At 58.1% G+C, this 23,343-nt stretch carries 19 protein-coding genes and 1 pseudogene; 16 read left to right on the plus strand and 4 right to left on the minus strand.

Annotated elements, in window-relative coordinates; all coding sequences use genetic code 11:
• Positions 1 to 18: 18 nt before the first annotated feature.
• A complete protein-coding gene (locus M516_RS0111945; RefSeq protein WP_029099323.1) occupies positions 19 to 1,539 on the minus strand; it encodes a carboxypeptidase M32 in 1,521 nt (506 codons plus the stop codon).
• Positions 1,540 to 1,718: 179 nt separating this feature from the next.
• Here M516_RS0111945 and M516_RS0111950 point away from each other — a divergent pair, with 179 nt between their 5' ends.
• Together M516_RS0111950 and M516_RS23375 are read left to right on the plus strand one after the other, a co-directional pair.
• Positions 1,719 to 3,317: a peptide chain release factor 3 gene (locus M516_RS0111950; protein ID WP_029099324.1), complete on the plus strand. Its 1,599-nt coding sequence runs from the start codon at positions 1,719 to 1,721 to the stop codon at positions 3,315 to 3,317.
• Positions 3,318 to 3,446: 129 nt separating this feature from the next.
• On the plus strand, positions 3,447 to 3,677 hold the full coding sequence (locus M516_RS23375; RefSeq protein ID WP_255309584.1) for a mismatch-specific DNA-glycosylase: 231 nt from the start codon (positions 3,447 to 3,449) through the stop codon (positions 3,675 to 3,677).
• Here the strand turns inward: M516_RS23375 and M516_RS0111960 are convergent.
• Both M516_RS0111960 and M516_RS24795 read right to left on the minus strand, forming a co-directional pair.
• On the minus strand, positions 3,674 to 4,045 hold the full coding sequence (locus M516_RS0111960; RefSeq protein WP_029099326.1) for a hotdog domain-containing protein: 372 nt from the start codon (positions 4,043 to 4,045) through the stop codon (positions 3,674 to 3,676). The genes M516_RS23375 and M516_RS0111960 overlap by 4 nt on opposite strands.
• 19 nt (positions 4,046 to 4,064) lie before the next feature.
• The gene (locus M516_RS24795) at positions 4,065 to 4,865 is read right to left on the minus strand and encodes an MBL fold metallo-hydrolase (protein WP_081656528.1); all 801 of its coding nucleotides are present in this window, start codon (positions 4,863 to 4,865) and stop codon (positions 4,065 to 4,067) included.
• A gap of 230 nt (positions 4,866 to 5,095) precedes the next feature.
• Here M516_RS24795 and M516_RS0111970 point away from each other — a divergent pair, with 230 nt between their 5' ends.
• Positions 5,096 to 6,289 (plus strand): MFS transporter, encoded by a 1,194-nt coding sequence (locus M516_RS0111970; RefSeq protein WP_029099328.1) that lies wholly within the window; start codon positions 5,096 to 5,098, stop codon positions 6,287 to 6,289.
• Between the two features lie 22 nt (positions 6,290 to 6,311).
• Here the strand turns inward: M516_RS0111970 and M516_RS0111975 are convergent, their stop codons facing one another.
• Positions 6,312 to 7,157 (minus strand): sulfurtransferase, encoded by an 846-nt coding sequence (locus M516_RS0111975; RefSeq protein ID WP_029099329.1) that lies wholly within the window; start codon positions 7,155 to 7,157, stop codon positions 6,312 to 6,314.
• 301 nt (positions 7,158 to 7,458) lie between these two features.
• On the opposite strand from M516_RS0111975, the gene sbnA reads away from it, so the two are divergent.
• From sbnA to M516_RS0112040, 13 genes and pseudogenes are all read left to right on the plus strand, one after another.
• Positions 7,459 to 8,463 carry a 2,3-diaminopropionate biosynthesis protein SbnA gene (gene sbnA, locus M516_RS0111980; RefSeq protein ID WP_051188204.1) on the plus strand — a complete coding sequence of 335 codons (1,005 nt, stop codon included), beginning with the start codon at positions 7,459 to 7,461 and terminating at the stop codon, positions 8,461 to 8,463.
• A gap of 23 nt (positions 8,464 to 8,486) precedes the next feature.
• Positions 8,487 to 9,500 carry a 2,3-diaminopropionate biosynthesis protein SbnB gene (gene sbnB, locus M516_RS0111985; RefSeq protein ID WP_035289653.1) on the plus strand — a complete coding sequence of 338 codons (1,014 nt, stop codon included), beginning with the start codon at positions 8,487 to 8,489 and terminating at the stop codon, positions 9,498 to 9,500.
• Between the two features lie 27 nt (positions 9,501 to 9,527).
• Positions 9,528 to 11,399, plus strand: coding sequence for an IucA/IucC family protein (locus tag M516_RS23380; RefSeq protein ID WP_029099332.1), 1,872 nt, complete (start codon positions 9,528 to 9,530; stop codon positions 11,397 to 11,399).
• A complete protein-coding gene (locus tag M516_RS23385) occupies positions 11,377 to 12,639 on the plus strand; it encodes an MFS transporter (protein WP_051188205.1) in 1,263 nt (420 codons plus the stop codon). The genes M516_RS23380 and M516_RS23385 overlap by 23 nt, the downstream gene beginning before the upstream one ends.
• Complete coding sequence (locus M516_RS23390; protein WP_051188206.1) at positions 12,617 to 14,482, plus strand: IucA/IucC family protein; 1,866 nt, start codon at positions 12,617 to 12,619, stop codon at positions 14,480 to 14,482. The genes M516_RS23385 and M516_RS23390 overlap by 23 nt, the downstream gene beginning before the upstream one ends.
• Positions 14,479 to 16,317, plus strand: coding sequence for an IucA/IucC family protein (locus M516_RS0112005; protein WP_051188207.1), 1,839 nt, complete (start codon positions 14,479 to 14,481; stop codon positions 16,315 to 16,317). The genes M516_RS23390 and M516_RS0112005 overlap by 4 nt, the downstream gene beginning before the upstream one ends.
• Positions 16,318 to 16,344: 27 nt before the next feature.
• Positions 16,345 to 17,142: an HpcH/HpaI aldolase family protein gene (locus tag M516_RS0112010; RefSeq protein WP_029099334.1), complete on the plus strand. Its 798-nt coding sequence runs from the start codon at positions 16,345 to 16,347 to the stop codon at positions 17,140 to 17,142.
• Positions 17,143 to 17,237: 95 nt separating this feature from the next.
• Entirely contained in the window at positions 17,238 to 18,035 is a 798-nt protein-coding gene (locus tag M516_RS23395) for a ParB N-terminal domain-containing protein (protein ID WP_081656529.1), read from the plus strand.
• A 230-nt stretch (positions 18,036 to 18,265) separates the two neighbouring features.
• Positions 18,266 to 20,026, plus strand: coding sequence for a SulP family inorganic anion transporter (locus M516_RS0112020; protein ID WP_029099335.1), 1,761 nt, complete (start codon positions 18,266 to 18,268; stop codon positions 20,024 to 20,026).
• A gap of 93 nt (positions 20,027 to 20,119) precedes the next feature.
• Positions 20,120 to 20,446 (plus strand): ArsR/SmtB family transcription factor, encoded by a 327-nt coding sequence (locus M516_RS0112025; protein WP_029099336.1) that lies wholly within the window; start codon positions 20,120 to 20,122, stop codon positions 20,444 to 20,446.
• A gap of 271 nt (positions 20,447 to 20,717) precedes the next feature.
• The gene (locus M516_RS0112030) at positions 20,718 to 21,524 is read left to right on the plus strand and encodes a MetQ/NlpA family ABC transporter substrate-binding protein (protein WP_029099337.1); all 807 of its coding nucleotides are present in this window, start codon (positions 20,718 to 20,720) and stop codon (positions 21,522 to 21,524) included.
• 123 nt (positions 21,525 to 21,647) lie between these two features.
• A pseudogene (locus M516_RS23400) lies at positions 21,648 to 22,669 on the plus strand (methionine ABC transporter ATP-binding protein).
• Positions 22,662 to 23,333, plus strand: coding sequence for a methionine ABC transporter permease (locus M516_RS0112040; RefSeq protein WP_044900181.1), 672 nt, complete (start codon positions 22,662 to 22,664; stop codon positions 23,331 to 23,333). Before M516_RS23400 ends, M516_RS0112040 begins: the two are co-directional and overlap by 8 nt.
• The last annotated feature ends 10 nt before the right edge of the window (positions 23,334 to 23,343 follow it).

Consider the following 23,343-nt stretch of genomic DNA (forward strand, 5'->3'; position numbering starts at 1 on the left):
GCGAGGCGCCCGGTGTTCTTACAGCTTGTAGATGTCCGTGTACTTGGTTTCCAGATAGTCCATCAGGTACGACGCGTTGATCCCCTCGCCGGTGATCTCCTTCACCAGCTCGTTCGGGCTCTTCATCTTGCCGTACTGGTGAATGTGCTCCTTCAGCCACTGACGGATCGGCCCGAACTCTCCCTTGGCCACCAGGTCGTCGTAGCCGCTGATCTCCCGGCGCATCACATGGGTGAACTGGGCGGCGTAGACGTTGCCCAACGAGTAGGTGGGGAAGTAGCCGAAGCTGCCGCCCGCCCAATGCACGTCCTGCAGCACGCCTTCCTTGTCGTTGGCCGGCACGATGCCGAGGTACTCCTTCATTTTCTCGTTCCAGATGGCAGGCAGGTCGGCCACGTCGATCGTCCGGTTGATCAGCCCTTTTTCAATCTCGTAGCGGATCATGACGTGCAGGTTGTACGTCAATTCGTCCGCTTCCGTGCGGATAAACGACGGGGTAACTTCGTTGATCGCGCGGTAGAACTGCTCGACGTCGACGCCTGCAAACTGGGCCGGGAAGGCCTTCAAGAGATCGCCGTAGAAATGTTTCCAGAACGGCAGGCTGCGGCCCACCATGTTTTCCCAGAAGCGGGACTGGGATTCGTGGATGCCCATCGAAGTGCCGTCGCACAGCGGTGTGCCCAGCAGCTCCGGATTGATGTTTTGCTCGTACATGGCGTGTCCCGCTTCGTGAATGCAGCTAAACAGCGCCGAGTTGAAGTCGTTCGGGTGGAAACGGGTCGTGATCCGGACGTCGCCCGGGTTGAACGACGTGCAGAACGGGTGTACGCTGCGATCCATGCGGCCCGCCTGGAAGTCGTACCCGATCCGCTCCAGCACAAAGCGGCTGAACGCTTCCTGCTCGCTCTCCGGGAAGTGCTTCTTCAGGAAGGACGTGTCCGGCTTGTTCGGCGACTCGGCGATGGCTGCCACCAGCTTGACGGTTTTCTCGCGCAGGGTGGCAAACATCGGGTCCAACTGGTCCACGGTCATGCCCGGCTCGTACAGATCAAGCAGGGTGTTGTACTTGTTCTTGCCGTCGTAGCCCCAGTAGTCGATAAACTCAAGCTGGAAGTTGACGATCTTTTCCAGATAGGGGCGGAACATGGCGAAGTCGCTGTTGGCCCGCGCTTCCTCCCAGATGGTCTCGGCCTGCGAGGTCAGCACCACAAATTCCCGGTACCGGTCTGCCGGGATTTTCTTGTTGCGGTCAAATTCCTTCTTGCACTCCAGCACCGTCGCCCGGGTGATGGCGTCGAGCGAATCCAGCGCGGCCGGTTCGCTCAGCGCCTCCAGGTGTTCCTCCATCTCCTTGGAGGTGGCCAGTTTGAACTGCTCGCTGGACAGCACGCCGATCACCTCGGAACGGGCTTCCATCCCTTTGCGCGGCGCCTGCGTGCGCATGTCCCAATGCAGGACGGCGAGCGCCTGGCTGTAGCTGGTCATTTTTTTCACGTACTCGCGAAAGGCGGCTGCGCGTTTTTCCACAGAGCTTGTCATAGGGTTCCTCCCTTTGCTATGTAGGATGCACATACAGTCAAAAAATTTTTACTACTTCCATCCCTCTATTATACCCGATCTGATGGAAAAGGAAAGATACGAGCTAGCTCACACGCCTGTTTGTCGTTATAATCGTTATGGAATATGCTATGGCAGAGAACAACGACAGGAGAATGAAGATGAGTCAGAAAAACCCCCAATGGGAACAAGAAATTGCGAAACGGCGCACCTTTGCGATTATCTCCCACCCGGACGCGGGCAAGACGACCATGACGGAAAAGCTGCTGTACTACGGCGGAGCGATCCGTGAAGCCGGGATGGTCAAAGGGCGGAAGAACTCCAAGCACGCCACCTCCGACTGGATGGAAATCGAAAAGAAGCGGGGCATCTCCGTCACCTCCAGCGCGATGGATTTCGAATACAAGGGGCACCGGATCAACATTCTGGATACGCCGGGCCACCAGGACTTCAGCGAGGACACGTACCGGACGTTGACGGCGGCCGACGCCGCGGTGATGATCATCGACGTGGCCAAAGGGGTGGAGGCGCAGACGATCAAGCTGTTCAAGGTTTGCCGGATGCGCGGCATCCCGATTTTTACCTTTATCAACAAGCTGGACCGGCACGGCAAAGACCCGTTCGAGCTCCTGGAAGAAATCGAACGGGTGCTGGGCATCCGCTCCTATCCGATGAACTGGCCGATCGGCATGGGCAGCCACTTCAGCGGCGTGTACGACCGGATGAAATCGCGCGTGGAGCTGTATCAGGACGGCTCGCAGCATGAGGACATCCGCTTCTTCGAGGTAAGCGGCCCGGACGATCCGCTGATCGGCGAACGCGTCGGCCAGGACCTGTGGCAGCAGCTTCAGGAGGAAATCGCCCTGCTGGACGTGGCGGGCGACGCCTTCGACATGGAACTGATCGGCAAAGGGGAGCTGACCCCCGTCTTTTTCGGCAGTGCGATCAACAATTTCGGGGTGCAGACGTTCCTCGACAACTTTTTGCAAATGGCTCCGCCGCCGTCGCCCAAGAAGAGCAGCGTCGGCCTGATTGATCCGTACAGCCATCCGTTTTCCGGCTTCATTTTCAAAATCCAGGCCAATATGAATCCGGCGCACCGCGACCGCGTGGCATTTCTGCGGATTTGTTCGGGCCGCTTCGAACGCGGCATGACCGTCAAGCACGTGCGCCTGGGCAAGGAGATCAAGCTGGCCCAGCCGGTGCAGTTCATGGCCCAGGACCGGGAGATCGTGGAGGAGTCGTACGCCGGTGACGTCATCGGCCTGTTCGACCCGGGCATCTTCCAGATCGGCGACACGCTCTGCGTCGGCCAGCCTTTCGAGTACGAAGAGATGCCGCACTTCTCGCCGGAGTTCTTCTCCCGGGTGATGGTGAAGGACGCGATGAAGCACAAGCAGTTCCAAAAAGGGATCATGCAGTTGACGGAGGAAGGAACGGTGCAGTTGTTCCGCACCTACCCGATGGAGGAGCTGATCCTCGGCGTGGTCGGGGTGCTTCAGTTTGAAGTGCTGGAGTACCGGCTGAAAGCGGAGTACGGGGTGGAGATCACGCTGACCCGCCTGCCGTACCAGATCGCCCGCTGGCTGGAAGGAGAAAAAGCGGCGCTGGACGCGCTGAAGAACAAAACCGTGACGGACCGCTACGGCCGGCCGGTGATGCTGTTTGAGAGCGAGTACCAACTGCGGATGGCGATGGAGAAGTATCCGAACATCAAGTTCCACGAAAGCTCGTTGGGATTGAAATCGGTGCATGCGTAGACGCCGGCCGTGCACAGAGCGCAGAAAAACAGACGTTTTCGCCCAAGCTGGTGCGAATGACATTCCCGAGACTGAGACTCTCCCTTAGGGAGAGTCTCCCACTTTACGGAAAAATGGCTGCCCACCTACATCCGCCGCGATCTAACGGTACTGTTTTGCGGCATCAATCCGGGCCGCGTGTCGGCGACAGCCGGCTTTCACTACGCCAATCCGGCCAATCTGTTTTGGCGCGGACTGTACGAAGGCGGCCTCACGCCCCGGCAGCTAAAGCCGGAAGAGACGGCCCGCCTGCTCGAGTACGGCTACGGCATCACTGATCTGGTCTCCCGCCTCACCCGCTCCTCCGGCGATTTTGTCTAGCGCCTGATAATCCCTTCAAACGCGCCTTCCAATACCTTCTTTCCCGCCTGGTTAAAGCACTCCACAGCGGCAGCGATTTCCACTTTGATTTCCTGCCGTTCATAACGGGTGACGGTAACTTCACAGCGGATCGTGTCTCCCGTAAACACCGGCCTGAGAAAGGTAAACTCCATTTTTCTGGCAAGAACATGCAAGTCCCCACCGATTTTTGTCGGCAAGGTTGCGGTGAGCAAACCATGTACCATGAAACGCCCATGTTCGTCAGGCGTAATATGGTGCGCGCCGTTGTCGCCGGAAATTCTGCAAAACTCTTGCACATCCTGCTCGGTAAATGTTCTCTCCCACGTTAGGACATCGCCTGCCTGCATAAGCTTCCCCCTTTCTTCATCATGAATGATAACCTTCCGTTGTCCAAACGCGAGGCTTGCTACTCCGCTCCATCCATTCCCTGGTTGGCGGCTGATAGGGTGTAGTGGCAATCAGATCATCACCACGCCAGCTTGCGGCTTTGGAGCGCAGCATTTCATCAAGCAGGATGGGGACAAATTCGTCCGGTTGCAGCTGGAACGAGTAGCGGGCAAAATCCCGGAACCATCCACACGATGGGAGGTAGGTATCGATTTCATCTTTTGACAGTCCGTCGTACATCATCAGGGTATAGGCAAAAATTCTCTTGCAAGCGTGCCATGCCATCTTTTCCGGCGCATGGAGCCACTTTTCCAGCCGATTTCTCGCATGATCAATCGCAACCAGAGGATTATCCAACGCAGGACCATGGCCGGAGTAGGCGTGTCGAATCGGAAGACTGGCCAGCCGCTCCAGGCTTTCGATTGATTGCTGAACGGCAGCGACTCCTTCACGAAAGATATTGATCCAGCCGATGTCATTCTTATGGAAAAGATCGCCACAAATCAATACCTTCTCCTCAGGTTCGTACAAAGAGATATGCCCCAATGTATGACCAGGCGTGTGAACAACCTGCAGGATTCGGCGTCCTGTATGAATTTCATCGCCGTCAGATAGTCTTCTGTCGATCCGGTACTGCTCTACAGGCTGGTCCAACCACTCGGCACAGCATGCCTCCGGGTAGCCATGTTTGCACTGGAAACATACGTTCAAAAAAGAGAACCACGTGACAGTTTCCGCTTCCCAACACATTTTGATTGAGCGATCGTTCATTTTTGGCATTATACAAAATATTCCGTCAAAATGTCAACGTAGAAAACGCGAATACCACCCCGAGGAAATCAACATTACCCGTAAACCAAGCGTCCCGTCCCACTAAGACAGTGAGACGGGATGTTTCTTGGCTGCTTTTTGGGATTCAATCATTCGGGGTGCCTCTTTTGAGACAGCCCCTTTTCTATGGGGACGACCTGCTTCATATAGATAGGAGATAGAGAGGGGAGTGGAAGGGAATGCGAATTCTCCTGTTTGTCGTCTTGTTTCTCGTGTCGTTTGACATGCATGCGCAGACGCCGCTGCTCGCGCCGTACATGCTCGTGCTGGGGGCGTCGGGGGCGATGATCGGCGTGGTCCTGGGGGCGTACGCGATCAGCAATCTGGGCGGCAACCTGATCGCCGGACCGTTTTTGGATCGCTTTCCGAAAAAGTGGTTTGTCGCCGGGGGACTGCTCCTGGCCGGGCTGATCCTGAGCGGCCAGGGAGTGGTGCAGGTGCCGGAGCATTTCTTCGTGCTGCGCCTGATCCTGGGGTTTTTGATGGCGTTTGTCTCGCCGGCCTGTTTTGCCATGCTGGGGGAAACCGGACGGACGAGGGCGGAGCAGGGCGAACTGATGGCGAAAAACGGGATGGTGCTGACGACGGCGGCGATTGTCTCGCCTGCGGTGGGCAGCTTCTTCGCGGTGCAGTTTGGCTACGGGCAGTCGTTTGTCATCCTGGGCGGCATCATGGCGGCTGCCGGGGTGTTTGCCCTGCTGGTCCTGCCCGGCCGTCGAGCGGACGGCCGGAGCGTTTCCGACAGCGCTGCCAGCACCGCCAACAGCGCTGCCGTTGCTGCCCGCCTGCCGCAACAATCCTCTTTGATGGCCGTGGTGGCAAATCCGTACCTCTATCCCGCCTTTCTCGGCGGGTTTGCCGTCGTCTACGCGCAGGGGACGCTGATTTACGAGGTCCCGCTGCTGATCCAACGGCACGATCTTTCGCCTTCGGTGACGGGCATTTTGTTCAGTCTCAAGGGATTGGGGGCACTGGCGACGCTCAGCCAGTTCTGGCTGGCCCGCACGTCCCCGGAGCAGCGCACGCTGGTCGGCCTCTGCCTGATGAGCCTGCTGACGTATGGGCTGGCGATCGGCCTGGATGTGTCGCTGTATCTGATGATGTTTCTGTTCGGCATCTGCTCCGGCCTCCTGTTCCCGGCTTTGTCCACCATCCTGATGCTTCACGTGCCGCGCGACCTGTACGGGAGCGCGTTCAGCCTGTTTTCCGCTGTCACCTCCGCCGGTGCCATTCTCAGCCCCATCGTGGCGGGCATCATCGACAACTGGAACCACTCGTTTTTTATCGTCTTCTTCGTCACCGGCGGCGCGTTTTTGCTCGGCGGTCTGCACCGGCTGATCCAGCAGGGAGCGGCATCGCCGATCGATCGCTAAACGGGCGGGAGGCGTCCCTCCCTCACTTTTCAACGTCGTCGGCCGGAGTAGGTCCTTTCGCCACCGGCAGGTCGTAGGAGCACCAGTCGCTCCAACTGCCGGGGTACAGTTTGGCGTCGGTCCGGCCGGCGGCGTGCAGGGCCAGGAGGTTGGTGCAGGCCGTCACGCCGGAGCCGCAGTAGACGATGATCTCCTGTCCGTCCAAGGGGGCAAACCGCTCCCGCAGCCGTTCAGGCGGCAGCATCGTGCCGTCCGCGGAGAGATTGTCCTTGTAAAAGAAGTGCAGGGCGCCGGGGATGTGTCCCGCTTTCGGATCGAGCGTTTCCTGTTCGCCGCGGTAGCGTTCGCCGGCGCGGGAGTCGAGCAGCGCCGTCCGTTCGCCGCGTTCCTGCACACCGCGGATGTCCACCAGCATGTCCGGCTGCAGACGGGGGATAAAGGTGCGCGGGGCGGGAGTGGGCACGTCGGCCGTCACCGGGTAGCCGGCCCGCTTCCAGGCGGCAAATCCGCCGTCCAGCACGGCCGCCTTCTCGTGCCCCAGGTAGCGGAGCAGCCACCAGAGCCGGCCGGCCATGGACATCTCCTGGTCGTCGTAGGCGATCACGGTGACGCTCTCGTCAATACCCGCGCGGGACAGCCGGGCGGCGAGCGCTTCCGGATCGGGCAGCGGATGGCGTCCGCCATGCGTCTGTTTGGGGCCGGACAGGTCCCGCTCCAGATGGAAATAGAGGGCGCCGGGGATGTGCTCCTGGCGGTACTGTTCCTCGCCCAGGGCGGGGTTGTTCAGGGCAAAGCGGCAGTCGATGACGATCAGCCGGTCGTCCTGCAGGTGTTCGTACAGCCAACGGGGGGTAACGAGCGGTTGCATGATTCACCCTTCTTTCGTTTTTCTTCCATGATAGCAGATGGGTTGTCCCCGCGGCTATAACCGCGATAGCGTTTCCGAAAATCAGCGGGATGCGGGGGATTTCACGCAAAACGCTCACAGCGGACCATTGTCTCGATGTAAGAACAGGAGGGTTCCAACTAGAACGGGACCAAAGTCACATGAAAAATCTGCCAAAATAATATTGACAATGATTATCACTATCAAATATAATTTCATCGTAACATTGAATTGAAAATGATTTTCATTATTAACAAAATACCTTTTGGGAGAGAAGGTGCCGATGATGAATCGTTCAGGAATCGAATGCAACCGTACCAGCCCCCCTGTTTCTGATTCCATTGCGGCTTGCGTGGGAAACACTCCGCTGGTTCACCTGAAGCGGCTGTTTTCGGGCAGCCAGGTGGACGTTTTCGCCAAGCTGGAGCTGATGAATCCCGGCGGCAGTATGAAGGACCGCCCGGCTCGCTATATCATCGAGCAGGGACTGAAGGACGGTACCATCCATGAGAAAACGCACCTGATTGAAAGCACCTCCGGCAATCTGGGCATCGCCATCTCCATGATGGCACGCGTGCATGGATTGACTTTCACCTGCGTGGTCGATCCCAAGATTACCAAGACAAACCTGGCCATTCTCAAGCAAATGGGAGCCCGTATTGACATGGTTCAGGAACCGGATGACCAGGGAGGGTATTTAAAGACGCGGATCAGGCGTGTACAGGAACTGCTGCAAACGACTCCAAACGCCTATTGGATCAATCAGTATGCCAACGAGAACAACTGGAAGGCGTACTACTACGGCACAGCCAGCGAAATTTTGGAACAAGTCAGCGGCTCGATTGATTACCTCGTCATGGCCGTCAGCACAACCGGAAGTATTCTGGGAACGGCGAGACGGATTCGGGAAGCGTATCCACACGTCAAAGTGATCGCCGTCGACGCGGTCGGTTCCGTCATCTTCGGAGCGCCTCCCGCCCCGCGCGAACTTCCCGGCATCGGTTCCAGCCGCGTTCCGGAGCTCCTCAGGAGGGAGGAAATCGACGAGGTTGTCTATGTGAACGACGCCGAATCGGTATCGGGCTGCCGCGACCTGTTGGCTGCCGAAGGGATTTTTGCCGGCGGCTCGTCGGGCTCGGTCATCGCGGCCATCCGGAAGATCATCGCGTCGGTACCGGCCGCATCCCGCGTGGTCACGATTCTCCCTGACAGGGGAGAACGTTATTTGGACAGTGTGTACGATGACGCCTGGGTGCAAAAGCTCAGCCGCCCAACCGTATCGGTATGACAGCAAAAGGAGAGGAAATCGACATGTCTCGCCATCATTCCATCTTGTATTTGAGCAAGGAAGACATCATCGCGCTGGGAGGAAACGCTTCCGATCTGTACGTCACGGCTGTAAGCAGGGCGCTGGAACTGCATGCCAAACGCGATTTCGTGCAGCCGCTGAAACCGTACCTGCGCGTCAACGAAAAAGAGGGGCATATCGCCGACCGCATCATCGCGATGCCGGCCTACATCGGCGGAGAAGCGCCGGTGTCGGGGCTGAAGTGGATCGGAAGCAAGCACGACAACCCCAGCAGGCGGGGAATGGAACGCGCCAGCGGCCTCATCATCCTGAACGATCCCGAGAGCAACTATCCGATCGCCGTGATGGAAGCCAGCCTGATCAGCGGCATGCGCACCGCAGCCGTGACCGTCATTGGAGCGCGTTACCTGGCGAAAAAAGGATTTGAACGTGTCGCGTGCATGGGATGCGGCGTGATCGCCCGCATGCAGCTTCGGTCCATGCTGGAACAGTTTCCGCAGATTACCGCCATCCATCTCTTTGATCTGAACCCGGAAGCCGCTCGCGCATTGGCCGATCACTTGCGGGAAACGTATCCGCATGTAACGTTCGTGATCGCTCCGGATGCAGAAAGCGCAGTCCGGGCAGGGGAAGTGGTCATCACGTGCACAGTGGTGGACCAGCCGTATATTCCGTATGAATGGCTGCAAAAAGGGGCGTTTGTCAGCAACATTTCCATCATGGACGTACATAAAGAAGTGTTTATCAAGGCGGATAAAGTGGTCGTGGACGATTGGGATCAGGCAAACCGCGAGAAAAAAGTCATCAACCAGCTCGTTCTGGAAGGGAGGTTCTCGCGGGAGCAGCTTCATGCCGAGCTGGGGGAAATTCTGATCGGAGCGAAGGCCGGCAGGGAATCGGATGAGGAAGTGATCATCCTGAATCCGATGGGGATGGCGGTAGAAGACATTGCCAGCGCACAGGAAATCTACCGGAAGGCCGTAGCGGAAAACAAAGGCACCCGGTTACCTCTGTAATCCCGCCTGAAAGGAGGTACACCACGGATGGCTACCACGAAAGCGGAACACATGGTGTTTTGCGATCTGATCAACGCGATGCTGCACGAGAATCTGCTGGGATTTCGGGAAAAGGGGATCGTGTCGTCCGCATGGCTGAACGCATCGGGCAGCGGGCCGTACCCGCTGGACGAAGGGGAACGCTGCTATTATGTCCCGCTGGATGGGCAGCGAACGGTGATGTTTCGCGTATTCCCGCGGCGTTTTCTTCAAGCGTACAAGATCAGCCGATTGCCCGTCGTGCTGCTGACGGAGCGGGAAGGCAGCCTGACTGCGCAAGAGCTGCATCCGGCAGACTTCATGCGCGTCGTTGCCGATTCCGTATCCGAAGCGGAGCGTGCCGCCGCCTTGACCAACGTGCACGACTTTCTCGACGAATTGAGCGATGCCGTCCGGCATACGGAGCTGTCGCTTGCGGCCATGAGAGAGCATGCTATAAAACGAAATGAGTACGATTCTCCCTTGCTGCAGATGGAGCGGTTTTCCGCCCTTCGGGATCGGCCCTTTCATCCGACTTCGCGGGCGAAACGCGGGTGGAACGACGACGACTATCAGCGGTACAGCCCGGAGTTTGGCCAATCATTCGGCCTGGATTGGATCGCGGTGCGGCGTGATCATATCCAGGCGGGCACAGGCCAGGAGGCGGCCGCCTTCATCCTGAATGAATCGGAACGCGAGACGCTTCGCCTGGCAGCCGCACGTGCCGGCATCGACGACGAGAATTACCTACTGCTCCCCGTTCACCCCTGGCAGATGGAGCATGTGCTGCCGTCGCTTTACCAGACCGAGATGGCCCGAAAGATTTGCGTACCGGTCATTCGAGGGTTGGGCGCGTTTCGGGCCACGTCATCCGTTCGCGCGCTGGCTGCCCCGGGAAATGAACAATACCACGTCAAGGTGCCGATTGGCATCTATTCCCTTGGAGCACTGCGCGTGCTTCCGCCGCGTTACCTTCACAACGGACAAAAGGGGCAGGCCTTGCTCAGGCAGCTCATCGAAAAAGACGCCCTGCTGCACAAACGGCTGCGTGTGTGCGACGAGTCCAACTGGTGGGGATATTCCGAACCGGACGGCGATCCGTTTGCTGACAAGCCGGGGCATCTCGCCTGCCTCATCCGGGAGTATCCGCGAGATCTGCTCGAGGATGAGCAAGTTGACCTGATCCCCATGTCTGCCCTGGCGGTGCTGGATCGCAGCGGGGAAAATCCGGTATTCGCCCAATGGGCGGCGAAGCGGTTTGGTGTGCAGACGCGCAAAACCGAGGTGCTGGCGCTGTTTCGCGAGATTGCCCAGGTCTTTATCGAGACGACGCTCACGTGCTTCCGGTATGGAATCATGCCGGAAGTTCACGGCCAGAACGTCCTGGTGATCATTCGGAATGAGCGGGCCTGCGGCTTGCTGCTGCGCGACCATGACACGATTCGCGTGCATCTCCCGTGGCTGGAGCGGGAGGGCCTGGCTGATCCCGCGTACGTGGTCAAGCCGGGTACCCCCAACAGCCTGATCAACGAAACACCCGCCCACCTGCTCTCGTATTTTCAAACGCTCGGGGTGCAGGTAAATCTTTACGCCATCGCGGATGCGCTGTCCGCCTCGTACGCCATCGAGGAAGCCCTGTTCTGGCAGGAGATCAAAAGCGTGATCGGCATGTGCCTGTCCCATATCGATGTTCCGTCTGCGGTGCGTGACGTACTGCAGCAGCAGTTGATGGAGAGCGAGACATGGCCTACCCGCCTGCTGCTGACCCCGCTCTTGAAGCGAACGGGAACAGGCGGAGGCAGCATGCCCGCCGGTGTCGGGACAACGATAAATCCGCTGAAATGTGTAGGGGCCGAAGATGAATCCATCCAGCTTCGCTGACCGAAACTTTCGCATGCTGTGGACGGGCCAGTTTTTCTCCATCTGCAGCTTGACCGTCATGGTTCCCCTCCTGCCCTTTTATCTCGCGGAGCTGGGAGCGGTGACCCCCGAAGCAAACGGGTTATGGACGGGGCTGTCCCTGGCGGCTCCCGCCGTGACGCTGTCGCTGTCTTCCCCCGTCTGGGGAAAGTACGGGGATCGCTTCGGAAGGAAGTGGATGGTCGTCCGGGCGCTGATCGGGATTGCGGCCAGTCTGGGATTGATGGGTCTGGCCCAAACCCCCCTGCAGTTTTTCCTGGCGAGACTGCTCCAGGGCGCGTGCGGAGGGGTGGTGGATGCCGCCGCTGCCTTTACCGGGTCGCAGGCGAGAGAGGGAACGGAGGGCCGCGTGATGGGAAGCCTGCAGAGCGCTACCGCGGCCGGTTCCCTCTTGGGGCCGCTTGTTGGCGGAACGTTGACGGATGTGTTCGGCTTTCGGCCGATTTTGTGGGCGACAGCACTGCTGCTTGGTTTTTGCGGATTGGGGGCGGCGATGGTGCTGAAGGAACCACCTCGGGAGATGCACGTCCCTCATCGGGAGAACGTGTCGCTGCCACACGCGTGGAGAAACGTGCTGCGGCACCGCCGAATGCGAAATGTCCTGGTGGCGGGGATGCTGGCCCAATTCGGAGCGTTTGGATTGGTGACGGTGTTTGCCCCCCGTGTGCAGGAAATGGTCGGATCCGCGTACGCCGCCAGTTGGGTGGGCGTGCTGCAGGCCGTGACCTGGGGCGCAACATTGTTCGGCTCCCTGTGGTGGGGGCGTCGCAACGACCGGATCCAGGTGGAAAAAAACGTGTGCGCCGCCTTGGCGGGATGCGGCGTAAGCGTGATGCTGCAAGCCATCCCGGCGAGCGTGGGCTGGTTGATTCCGCTGCGCGTCCTGCAGGGATTTTGCTTTGCCGCCCTGGTTCCGTCGATTTTCCTGGTGGTTGCCAAAGCGTCCCATGAAAAACAGAGGGGGGTTAACATAGGGATCTCCAATTCCGTTCTCGTCATGGGGCAAATTGCCGGCTCGTTATGGGGGGCCGCATTTGCCGCCTATCTTCCCATGGAATGGACATTTGCGATCATGGGGTTCTCGTTTTTGGCAGGGGCTGTTTGGCTCGTCGCAAGCACCCGGCATGCCGTGTCCACTCCGTCCTTTACAACCATCATGATGAGGTGGAGAACGAACGATGACAAACAAATCGATCTCTGACACCGTTCACGCGTCGATCGATATCGGGCGCGTACGGGCTGAAACAGCAGCGGCAGAGAGACTGCTCAATGCGTATCTGCGTGAAACGGGCGCAGCGGATCCCAGACTGTCCCCGGATGATCCCCGGCTGGGAGACCTTCCTGCCGAGATTCTGGAGGAGATCACCGGACAGGGTGCGCCGATGCAAGTCGTGCTGGAGGCGACAGGAGTTGTCCTTCTGGGTTCGGTTTCCTATTACTCGCCGTTTGGCCATCATCGCTACGGCCGTTCGTTTTGGATCGCCCGGAACGACACTGCCGATGTCACGCGGATCGGCCACTGCCGTGAATTGGCCAAGGCGCTGCTGAATGAACTCGCGTCGTCCGCGACCCTTCCGCTCTCGCGAACCGATCTGGTCGACACGCTCTTGTCCCACCTGGAGAACTCGCTGGAGAAGACGCGCACATACGTCGAACGCAGTCTTCGGGAAGGCCGCTCCTTCTCGCAGTTGTCGGGTGCGGAACGCTTTTCTGCGGCAGAGCAGTCGCTCGTGTACGGGCATCCGTTTCATCCTGCTCCCAAGAGTTCGCAAGGCTTTTCGGCAGAAGATCTGCGCAGGTACGCGCCGGAGATGGGAGCGTCGTTTGTCCTGCACTACTTCGCCTGCGCGCCTGAAATCGTGCGGGAAGCGTCTGTCGGTCCCGACGCGGCGGACGAATCATGGATTCCTGCGGTGGTGCGGGAAGCGGCCGCACAGCAGTTGGGGCCTTCCCGGCATCATTACCGGCTGATCCCCTGCCATCCCTGGCAGGCGAACCACCTGAAACAATGGGGGGACGTGCAGGACCTGCTGGACAGCGGACTGCTGGTTGACCTGGGAGCACTCGGGGGGAACGTTTACCCCACATCGTCTGTCCGGACGGTGTGGGACCCGCGGCACCCCTATTTTTTCAAGCTGCCGCTGAATGTGCGCATCACCCATTTCATCCGCGTCAATCCGCTTGATCAATTGGAGCGAACGATGGATGCCAGCCGCGTGCTGGCGTTTCTGGCCAACCACATGCCGTTTTCCGCGTTTACGATTTTGCTGGAAGCGGGGTATCGCACGATTGCACCCGCCCATGTGACTGCCGAACAGCGGGAGAAACTGACGGAGAGTTTCGGGGTGATTTTCCGGGAGAATCCGATCACCGCACCTCAAGACGACGAGGTGCCCATCGTGGTCGCTGCCGCGCTGGAACAGCCGCCTCACGCGGAAGTGCCGCCGATCATCGAAGCGGTGCGCATGGCCGCCCGTCAATGCCCGCATCTCTCATGGAGCGAGCTGTTGGAAAAATGGCTGAGACAGTATCTGGAGATGTCCCTTGTGCCGCTGTTATGGCTGTTTGTGGAACATGGCGTCAGCATGGAAGCGCACGTCCAGAATTCGATGGTCACGCTTCGCGACGGATGGCCGGTTCATTTCTACGTCCGCGATCTGGAAGGGGTCAGCATCGGGCGTACGCGCGCTCGCCAGCAGGCGATGTTCCAAAACCGGCTGGCGGAAGACAGTCCCGTGCTCTACACGGAGGAAGAAGCGTGGAATCGTTTCAAGTATTACGTCGTGGTCAATCATTTGGGCCATCTGATTCACACGCTGGCCTGCTGCGGGGCGACGGAGGAAACCGCTCTGTGGAAGATCGTGGCCGAGGTTGTCCACACATCGCCAGCCTTGCAAAACGGCAAAGACATCCTGCTCGATCTGATGCGGAATGAAGGACTGCCTGCCAAAGCCAACCTGATCAGCAGCTTTCATCAGCGCGGCGAACAGCCGTTGTATGTGACCATACCAAATCCGCTTGCACATGTTGGGGGGAACGTATGAATAACACACGCGTAGAGTTGGGGCATGATTTCGCCGACCGGGCATCCATCGTGGAAGCGGCGATTCAGTCAGACCAGTTTGTGGAGGTGCGGCGGCGAATTTTCCGCCAACTGCTTGAGGCACTGCTTTTCGAAGGCGTGATTGCCGCCGAGACGGAGGAAGCGGACAGCGAAGTGGTTTTCCGCATCCCGGCCCAATCTGAAACAGGCGAACCGGTTGTCTACGTGTGCCGGGGACAGCGGCGATTTACGTTCGGACGAATCCGTCTGTCCGACACGCCGATCATCCGCATGGCTGGTGACGACTGCCGGGAAGCGGAATCACTCGCTCAATTCCTCCTGGAGATTCGCCGGTCGGTGGGAGCTGACGAAGGCCGACTGACGGCGTTCATCAACGAGCTGGAACATACGCTTCTCAACGACACGCTGGCGCAGCACCAGCGCCATCTGGAGGGAAGAGCGCTGCAGGCAGGCGGTTACGACGAGCTGGAAGGCGACATCATGGACGGTCATCCGTACCATCCCAGCTACAAGTCGAGAATCGGGTTCGATTACGAGGATCACTACGAGTATGGTCCCGAGTTCAAACGAGAGCTGCGTCCGCTCTGGGTGGCGGTGGCGAAAACGCATGCCCGTCTTGCGATCGCACGGGACCTGGAGTATCAGGGCTTTCTGCGCGAGGAGCTGGGAGAACGGCTGTTTGCTCGGTTTGCCCAGAAGCTCAGGAGCCGCTCTCTTGATCCGGACGACTATTGGTTTGTGCCCGTCCATCCCTGGCAGTGGAAAACCATCATCACGGCGCTGCTGGAGGATGTGCGGGAGAATCGTCTGGTGCTTTTGGGCGCATCCGAGGACGCTTATCGGCCGCAGCAGTCCATCCGAACGCTGGCCAACCATACGTCACCGGAAAAATCGTATGTCAAGCTGTCGATGAGTCTCATCAATACGTCGACCGGCCGCATCCTTGCGCCCCATACGGTAACCAATGCGCCCGCCATTTCCGACTGGCTGCGGGAGCTCGTCATGGCAGACCCGTTCCTGCGCGATGAGGCACGAGTGGTGCTGCTGCGCGAAATCATGGGGATTTCTTACGATCGTCCCGCCCTGTCCGATGTGGTGCAGTCCAAAACCTACGGCGTTCTGAGCTGCATCTGGCGGGAGAGTTTGCACCGCTTGCTGGAGGAGGGGGAAGAGGCCCTGCCATTCAACGGTCTGTGCTCGGTCGATCACAGCGGTCGGCCGTTGATCGAGCCGTGGATTCGCCGATACGGAGCGGAGGCGTGGTTGACCAGGCTGTTTGAATCGAGCGTCCTGCCGATTGTCCATATGCTGTACGCCCATGGAATCGCCCTGGAGTCGCACGCGCAGAACATGGTGCTTATTCATCGGGAGGGAATGCCGGAGCGAATCGCACTGAAAGACTTTCACGACGGCATCCGTTTTTCCAAAAAACTTCTGGCCCAGCCGGACAAATGCCCGGCGCTGCTCGGTACACCGGAATACCATGCGCGGGTCAACCGCAATTCCTTCATCGAAACGGACAACCTGGCAGCGGTTCGCGACTTCATGCTTGACGCCTTTTTCTTCATTAATATGGGGGAGCTGGCCTTATTCATGGCGGACGCATTCGGCTACCCGGAGCAAACGTTCTGGGGCTTGGTGCGCCAGGTGATCGAAGCGTATCAACAACGCTTTCCCCATCTGGCGGAACGCTATGCCGCATTCGATCTGTTTGCGCCCGTGATCGAGGTGGAGCAGTTGGCAAAGCGCCGCTTGTTCCCGGACACGGAGCTGCGGGTTCACAACGTGTCCAATCCCTTGGCGTGGTTGGCGTAACCGCGCGGCGAAGGGAGAGTGTGTGAAGTGCTCAAGGAAAACGCGCTGAAACGCAAGCTGAAAGAAGGAAAAGCCGTGTACGGCTTGTTTTGCTCGATTCCCTCCCCTGTCATGGTCGAACTGATCGGATGTGCGGAGTTTGATTTCGTGATCATTGATACCGAGCATGTCCTCATCAATCCGGAGACGCTGGAAAACATGATCCGGGCTGCCGAAACGGCCAATCTCACCCCGTTGGTACGCGTGGCCGATTCCCGGCCGGGAACGATTCTGCGCGTTCTGGACAGCGGCGCGCAGGGCGTGGTGGTGCCGCATGTCCAGAGCAGGGAACAAGCGGAGAGCATCGTCCGTTTCAGCCGGTACTATCCGCTCGGAAGCAGGAGTTTGAACAGTGGCCGTCCCGGGGCGTTTGGCAAGAACGACCTGGTCGCTTACATGGAGCGGGCCAATGCAGAAATCATGGTCGTCCCCATGATTGAGAGCAGGGAAGGTGTCGATCGGATTGACGACATCCTGTCTGTCTCCGGTATCGACATGGTGCTGGAAGGAGCGGCCGACCTCTCGCAATCGTACGGGGTGCCGTGGCAGACGCGCGGGGATACGGTGAAAGCGGCCCTGCGCCGGATCCACTCGGCCGCCGTTCGCCATGGGGTACCGTACTGCGCCATCCCGCGCGCGGAAGAGGACATGGCGCTGTGGTGGGAAAAAGGGGTGCGGGCCTATGTGCTGGGTGACGAGCGGGGCATTGCGTTCCGAGCGCTCCGGCATCAGCTTCGCACGTGGAAAGACCGGGAGAGAACGCGTGCGGAAGAGGACCGCTCATGAACCGCGTTGATCAAGGCTGCCGCTGGCTTGGCAGCTCAGCCATCCGTTTCTGGACGAAGACTGGTCGTGACGGGGACAGGAGGAGGTAAACATTGATGAATGTACTATCTTCGTTACAGGTGATGGAAGCCGAACGAATCTGCCTGCATGAAGAGCATGAACCTGCGAGGTTGGATGACACCTGCTCTGCTCTTTGCCAAGACGGCGTGCTGCGCCATCCGCCGCTGGCCATGCGGATGAAGGACGGGAGATACCTGATCCTGGACGGCGCCCATCGGACGGCAGCCCTGCGCCAGATGGGCTGCAGATGGATACCGGTGCAAGTGGTGGATCCTGCGGACTTTCGACTGGAGGCCTGGGATCATCTCGTGCCGATGGGGACATGGCTGTACGGGCTGCTGCATGATGCGTCCCTGCGCTGGGAAGCCGAGCGGCGCCACAAGCAGTTGGTGGCGGAGGTGATGTATCCGAGCGGGAAACGGCTCTATCTGTACGCCAGGGAGAAATCGCATGACCGCTCAGAAAAACTGCACGCCTGGCATCGGATTGTCGGTGCGTACAGCAGGAAATACGCGGTTCAGCGAGTCGCGCGGGGCAGCGTTTCCCTGCCGGAGGAAGGAACCGTCTGCCTGCGCTATCCTGTTTGCACCATCGAGGAAATCGAAAAAATCGTTGCGTCCGGGCAGGTCATGCCGGCGGGCGTGACGCGATTTCTTGTCAGCGGCCGCCTGCTGAACCTGAGAATTCCCCTTTTCCTGTTGACAGGCAGCACCTTCAATCACCAGGAATGGGAACACTATCGGAAGCAGTGGGAAGGGGCGCTGCGCCTCTACGCCGAAGCGGTTTATCTTTGCGAAAAGGAAGTCGTGGCCGCACAAACCCCGGCAGAATAACCGTTGATGCGAACTCCCTCGCTGCCAATGGCAGGCGGGGGAGTTTGTCTTTCATCCGCATCCGGCCGGATGCGCGCAGTCGTCTGAGGCAAGCGCCGGGAGTACGGCCTGTCCCGCAGCGGAAACAAAACGACGCCATTGACAAGACGTGCATCGTGCGTGTAAAGTGAGTGTGTTATTTCTTGTATCTTCAAATAATCAAAGATTCAAAGAGAAGAAGGGTTGCAGACATGAAGTGGACGGGACGATTTGCGGGTTACAACGCGGAGTCATTCCGGAGAGACTGCCTGTCGGGATTGATTGTGGGGATCATTGCCATTCCGTTGGGGATGGCATTTGCCATTGCATCCGGGGTGAAACCGGAGTACGGCATCTACACCACGATCATCGCCGGGATTCTCATTTCCATGTTTGGAGGCTCCCGGTTCCAGATTGGCGGTCCCACTGGCGCATTCATTCCCATTTTATTCGGGGTTGTCATGCAGTACGGATATGAAAACCTGCTGATTGCCGGTTTTTTGGCGGGGATCATGCTTGTATTGATGGGGCTTTGCCGGATGGGAGGCCTGATCCGCTTTATTCCTCGCCCGGTGACCATCGGATTTACCACCGGGATCGCGGTCATCATTTTTAGCGGACAGATTGCCAATTTCCTGGGCCTTCGCGATATTCAGAAACATGAGGATTTTCTTTCCAACATGAAGGAAATCGGGATGCACTTGTCCACGGTGAACGTCTACAGCGTAATCACGGCCGGCATATGCCTGGCCGTCATCCTGATTACGCCGCGGCTGTTCCCAAACGTTCCCGGATCGCTGGCGGGACTTGTCATATCGAGTGTCGTTGCCGCATTATTGTTTGAGGGGAAAGTGGCGACCATCGGTTCCACGTTTGGCCCCATCCCCAGCACGCTGCCGAGCTTTCACTTCCCTGACGTGACGCTGGAACGAATCGGGCAGCTGCTGGTTCCCGCCTTCACGATTGCGATGCTGGGCGGTATCGAATCCCTGTTATCCGCCGTTGTGGCGGACGGGATGACCGGCACGCGGCACAACAGCAATCGGGAGCTGATCGGTCAAGGCATCGCCAATATGGCGGCTCCCTTGTTCGGAGGCATTCCGGCGACCGGAGCCATCGCTCGAACGGCGACGAACATCAAAAACGGGGCGGTGTCCCCGATGGCGGGGATCATTCATGGACTGGTGGTACTGCTCGTGCTGATGCTGTTTGCTCCGTACGCCTCGCACATTCCGCTGGCCAGCATGGCTCCCATTCTGATGGTCGTCGCCTGGAACATGAGCGAACGCAGGGAATTTTTCCACGTTCTCCAGTCAAAGACCAGCGATTCCGTCGTGCTGCTGGTTACGTTTCTGCTCACGGTGTTTACCAACCTGACAACCGCTGTGGAAATCGGGTTGATCCTTGCGGTGATCCTGTTCGTGAAGCGGATGGGCGAACTCATCACGGTACACAAGGTGCTGCCCGATCCGTCTTCGAAACATGCAAAGGTAAGGCCGCACATGGTCACGGAAGGGCACGATTGTCCGCAAATCAGCATCTTCACCGTGGAAGGAGCGCTCTTTTTCGGTGCGGCATCCACGTTTGAACAATCCGTGATGCGCACCCTTCAGCATCGTCCGAAGATTTTGCTGCTCAGAATGGGAAAAGTGCCGTTCATGGATACGACGGGTGAATCCAAATTGGCCAGTGTGGTGAAAACATGGAAAAACAACGGGGGGATGGTGCTGATTTCGGGCATCCAATCCCAGCCCAGGGAAGTCCTCAAGCGTACCGGACTGTATGCGTACATTGGCGAGCAGCATTTCTTCGACCACACAGGGGACGCGATCAATTTCGCCCTGGCCCGCCTGGATCAGAACCGCTGTGCAGGGTGCCGGCATTTTGCCTTTCGGGAATGTGCGGGTTTGTCGAACCCTGAGCTTTCGCCGAAACAGGCGAACCCGGACATGCACCCGGCCCATCAGGTGTAACGAGCGAAAACGAACGGCGTCTATACGAAGAGGAGAGCGGCGGCGCATGGCAGTATTTCATGAGAGGAAAATGAAAAATGGGGGGATCGGTCGTTGAATTTGGAACTGCAGCAGTTCAAAGCAGATTTTTTCAAGGCTCTGGGGCATCCATTGCGGATTCGCATTCTGGAGCTGCTGTCAGAAGGGGACAAAAACGTCAATGAGCTGCAAGCGTTGATCGGGAGCGAAGGCTCCGCGGTTTCCCAGCAGCTCGCGATTTTGCGAAACAAGAACATCGTGTACGGGACCAAGGATGGAAACAAGGTGACGTACTCGCTTCGTGATCCCATGATTATCGAACTCTTGGCCGTCGCTCGGCAAATCTTTAACAACCATTTGATCGACACGATTTCGATGCTGGATCGGTTCAATGAAGAATAAGACAGACCATGCGCAGCCCTTGGTTTTGCCGGCAGGCAGGACCAGGGGCTGATTCGTCTGGCTGCCCGATTGCACAGGTGATTCATGGGGGATGTACAATGGCATGGTACTCCCATAAAACATAGTGGTTGACTAGGATATACTGCCTATAGTATATTATTTTCTGAATTTACTTGATGAAGATTGTGAATTTCCTCACAAACCCATAATTGGGTGTAAATGTAATTCATAGTATGCGCATAGAAATAGTATGTATATGGAGGGGGACAACATGAAAAAGATTCTGGGTGGACTTGCTTCCGGCCTGCTCGTTCTGGCGTTGGCCGCATGCGGCGGAAAAACGGGCGGTGCACTGGATGAGAAGAAAATCGTCGTGGGGGTTACGTCCGGCCTGCACGAACAGATTATGGAAAAAGTAAAGGAAGTGGCGGCAAAAGACGGCGTGGAAGTGGAAATCAAGGCGTTTTCCGATTTTCAAATGCCCAATGTTGCCCTGGTGGAAGGGGAGATCGACGCCAACAGCTATCAAACCATCCCCTTCCTCGAAACCTACAAGCGAGAGCACAACGCGGACCTGACCGCTGTGGGAGAAACCGTCCTGAATCCCATGGGCATGTATTCCAAAAAAGTGAAAGACATTTCCGAGATCAAAGAAGGCGATAAAATTGGCCTGCCGAACGATCCGACGAACTGCGACCGGGCGCTGCATCTCTTCCAAAGCGCCGGACTGATCAAGCTCAAGGATGGCATCGAAGGGGAAGCGACTGTGCTGGACATTGCGGAAAATCCGCGCAAGCTGGAGTTTGTCGAGCTGGACGCCGCGCAAATCGCGAAGCAGTTGGACGACCTGACTGCCGCCGCCATCAACACCAGCTATGCGCTGAAGAACAATCTCAATCCGGGGCGCGATGCCATCTTCCTCGAGCAGAAAGAGTCCAAGCATCATAACGTCATTGTGGTCCGGACCGAAAACAAGGATGATCCCGTGGTGCAAAAACTGGTGAAAGCGTACCGCTCCGACGAGGTGAAAGCATTCGTCGAAGAAACGTTCCAGGGATCGGTTATTCCGTTGTGGTAGAATCCCGGGCCGCCCGTGAAGCTTCATTTCGGTGAAGCTTCCTTTCTTGCACCGGATGGTGCTGCGCGGCACCGACGGGGACGGGTTTTCCGGGGGGACGGAACAGGGAGGTACAGTGCAAGCGTGATCAAGCTGACAAACGTGTCCAAACATTTTCATACGGAAAAGGCATCGTTCGTGCGCTTACCAATGTCTCGCTCGAAGTGGAAAAAGGGGAAATCTTCGGAGTAATCGGGTACAGCGGCGCAGGCAAAAGCACGTTGATCCGATGTGTCAATCTGCTGGAGACCCCGACGTCCGGGACGGTTGAAATCAATGGCACGGATGTCACCCGTCTGCCCGAACACGAGCTCCTTGCGATCAGGCGAAAGATCGGGATGATTTTTCAAGGGTTTCACCTGCTGAAGACAGCTACGGTCTACGACAACATCGCGATCCCGCTTCGCCTGATGGATGTCGGTCAACAGGAAATCGACAAGCGTGTGGGCAAGTATCTGAGCATCGTCGGATTGGAAGACAAGCACGACGCCTACCCCAGCCAACTTTCCGGGGGACAAAAGCAGCGGGTGGCCATTGCCCGCGCGTTGGCGCAGGAGCCGGAACTGCTGCTCAGCGATGAGGCGACCAGTGCGCTGGACCCGGAAACCACCGAGTCGATTCTGGAACTTCTCCTCACGATCAATCAGGAACTGGGGATCACGATTCTCCTGATTACCCATGAGATGAACGTGATCCAGAAGATCTGCGACCGAGTGGCGGTGATGGAAAAGGGAGAAGTGATTGAACAGGGGAGAACGGTGGACATCTTCACCAATGCCAGACACAGCACCACCAAACGGTTCGTCAACGGGACCTATCACCGGGAGCTGCCCCCGTCCCTGCTCAGGGAACTCCGGGAGACCGGGCCCGTGGTCCGACTCTCCTTTGTGGGGGAAAGCACCGGGAAGCCGGTGCTGGCAGCGGTCAGCAGGAAGTTTGACGTTTCTCCCAATATCCTGGCCGGAGGAATCATCCAGTTGAAGCAGGAGAAGATCGGGTCGCTGGTGGTCCATCTGCAGGGAGAGGGCGAGGAGACGAAGAAGGCGATTGCCTTCCTGGAGGAACAAGGAGTAAACGTGGAGGAGATGGAGAGGGGCCATGTCTGATCTGCAAGAATTTGTCCAGGAACGCCTCCCCATTATCGGGGAATCCGTGGTGCAAACCTTTCAAATGGTGTCCGTATCCCTGCTGTTCTCCGTATTGATCGGCCTGCCCATGGGTGTGCTGCTGATCCTCACCCGACCGGGAAACGCATGGGAGAATCGGTTTGTCTATCAGCTCCTGAACGTCGTGATCAACGTCATCCGGTCCATCCCCTTTATCATCCTGCTGTTCTTCATCCTGCCGTTTACCAAGCTGGTGGTGGGAACAACGATTGGGGTAAAAGGGGCGATTGTCCCGTTGATCGTGCATTCCGCGCCGTCCATTGCCCGCCTGATGGAAAGCGCCTTGCTGGAGGTGGACAGCGGCGTGGTCGAAGCGTACAAGTCGATGGGCATCCGGACGCGGGACATCATTTGGCACGTGCTGCTTCGGGAAGCCCGTCCCTCCATCGTGTTGGGCCTGACCATCGCGGTGATCAGCCTGGTCGGCGCCACGGCCATGGCGGGTCTGGTCGGCGCCGGGGGGCTGGGTGATCTGGCGTACCGCTTCGGGCATTTGCGTTACGAAGTGGATGTCATGTACGTCACCGTGTTCATCCTGATACTCCTCGTACAGGGCTTGCAGACCATCGGCAACCGGATGGCGGCGAAATACAAGAAAGACTGACGGCACGTGC

Source organism: Brevibacillus thermoruber 423, assembly GCF_000454065.1.
Classification (GTDB): Bacteria; Bacillota; Bacilli; order Brevibacillales; family Brevibacillaceae; genus Brevibacillus; species Brevibacillus thermoruber.

Bases quoted from the DNA above. Each gene is read 5' to 3' on its own strand.
- M516_RS0111945 (WP_029099323.1), bottom strand. From the start codon at position 1,539: ATGACAAGCTCTGTGGAAAAACGCGCAGCCGCCTTTCGCGAGTACGTG.
- M516_RS0111950 (WP_029099324.1), top strand. From the start codon at position 1,719: ATGAGTCAGAAAAACCCCCAATGGGAACAAGAAATTGCGAAACGGCGC.
- M516_RS0111960 (WP_029099326.1), bottom strand. From the start codon at position 4,045: ATGCAGGCAGGCGATGTCCTAACGTGGGAGAGAACATTTACCGAGCAG.
- M516_RS24795 (WP_081656528.1), bottom strand. From the start codon at position 4,865: ATGCCAAAAATGAACGATCGCTCAATCAAAATGTGTTGGGAAGCGGAA.
- M516_RS0111970 (WP_029099328.1), top strand. From the start codon at position 5,096: ATGCGAATTCTCCTGTTTGTCGTCTTGTTTCTCGTGTCGTTTGACATG.
- M516_RS0111975 (WP_029099329.1), bottom strand. From the start codon at position 7,157: ATGCAACCGCTCGTTACCCCCCGTTGGCTGTACGAACACCTGCAGGAC.
- sbnA (WP_051188204.1), top strand. From the start codon at position 7,459: ATGATGAATCGTTCAGGAATCGAATGCAACCGTACCAGCCCCCCTGTT.
- sbnB (WP_035289653.1), top strand. From the start codon at position 8,487: ATGTCTCGCCATCATTCCATCTTGTATTTGAGCAAGGAAGACATCATC.
- M516_RS23380 (WP_029099332.1), top strand. From the start codon at position 9,528: ATGGCTACCACGAAAGCGGAACACATGGTGTTTTGCGATCTGATCAAC.
- M516_RS23385 (WP_051188205.1), top strand. From the start codon at position 11,377: ATGAATCCATCCAGCTTCGCTGACCGAAACTTTCGCATGCTGTGGACG.
- M516_RS23390 (WP_051188206.1), top strand. From the start codon at position 12,617: ATGACAAACAAATCGATCTCTGACACCGTTCACGCGTCGATCGATATC.
- M516_RS0112005 (WP_051188207.1), top strand. From the start codon at position 14,479: ATGAATAACACACGCGTAGAGTTGGGGCATGATTTCGCCGACCGGGCA.
- M516_RS23395 (WP_081656529.1), top strand. From the start codon at position 17,238: ATGAATGTACTATCTTCGTTACAGGTGATGGAAGCCGAACGAATCTGC.
- M516_RS0112020 (WP_029099335.1), top strand. From the start codon at position 18,266: ATGAAGTGGACGGGACGATTTGCGGGTTACAACGCGGAGTCATTCCGG.
- M516_RS0112030 (WP_029099337.1), top strand. From the start codon at position 20,718: ATGAAAAAGATTCTGGGTGGACTTGCTTCCGGCCTGCTCGTTCTGGCG.
- M516_RS0112040 (WP_044900181.1), top strand. From the start codon at position 22,662: ATGTCTGATCTGCAAGAATTTGTCCAGGAACGCCTCCCCATTATCGGG.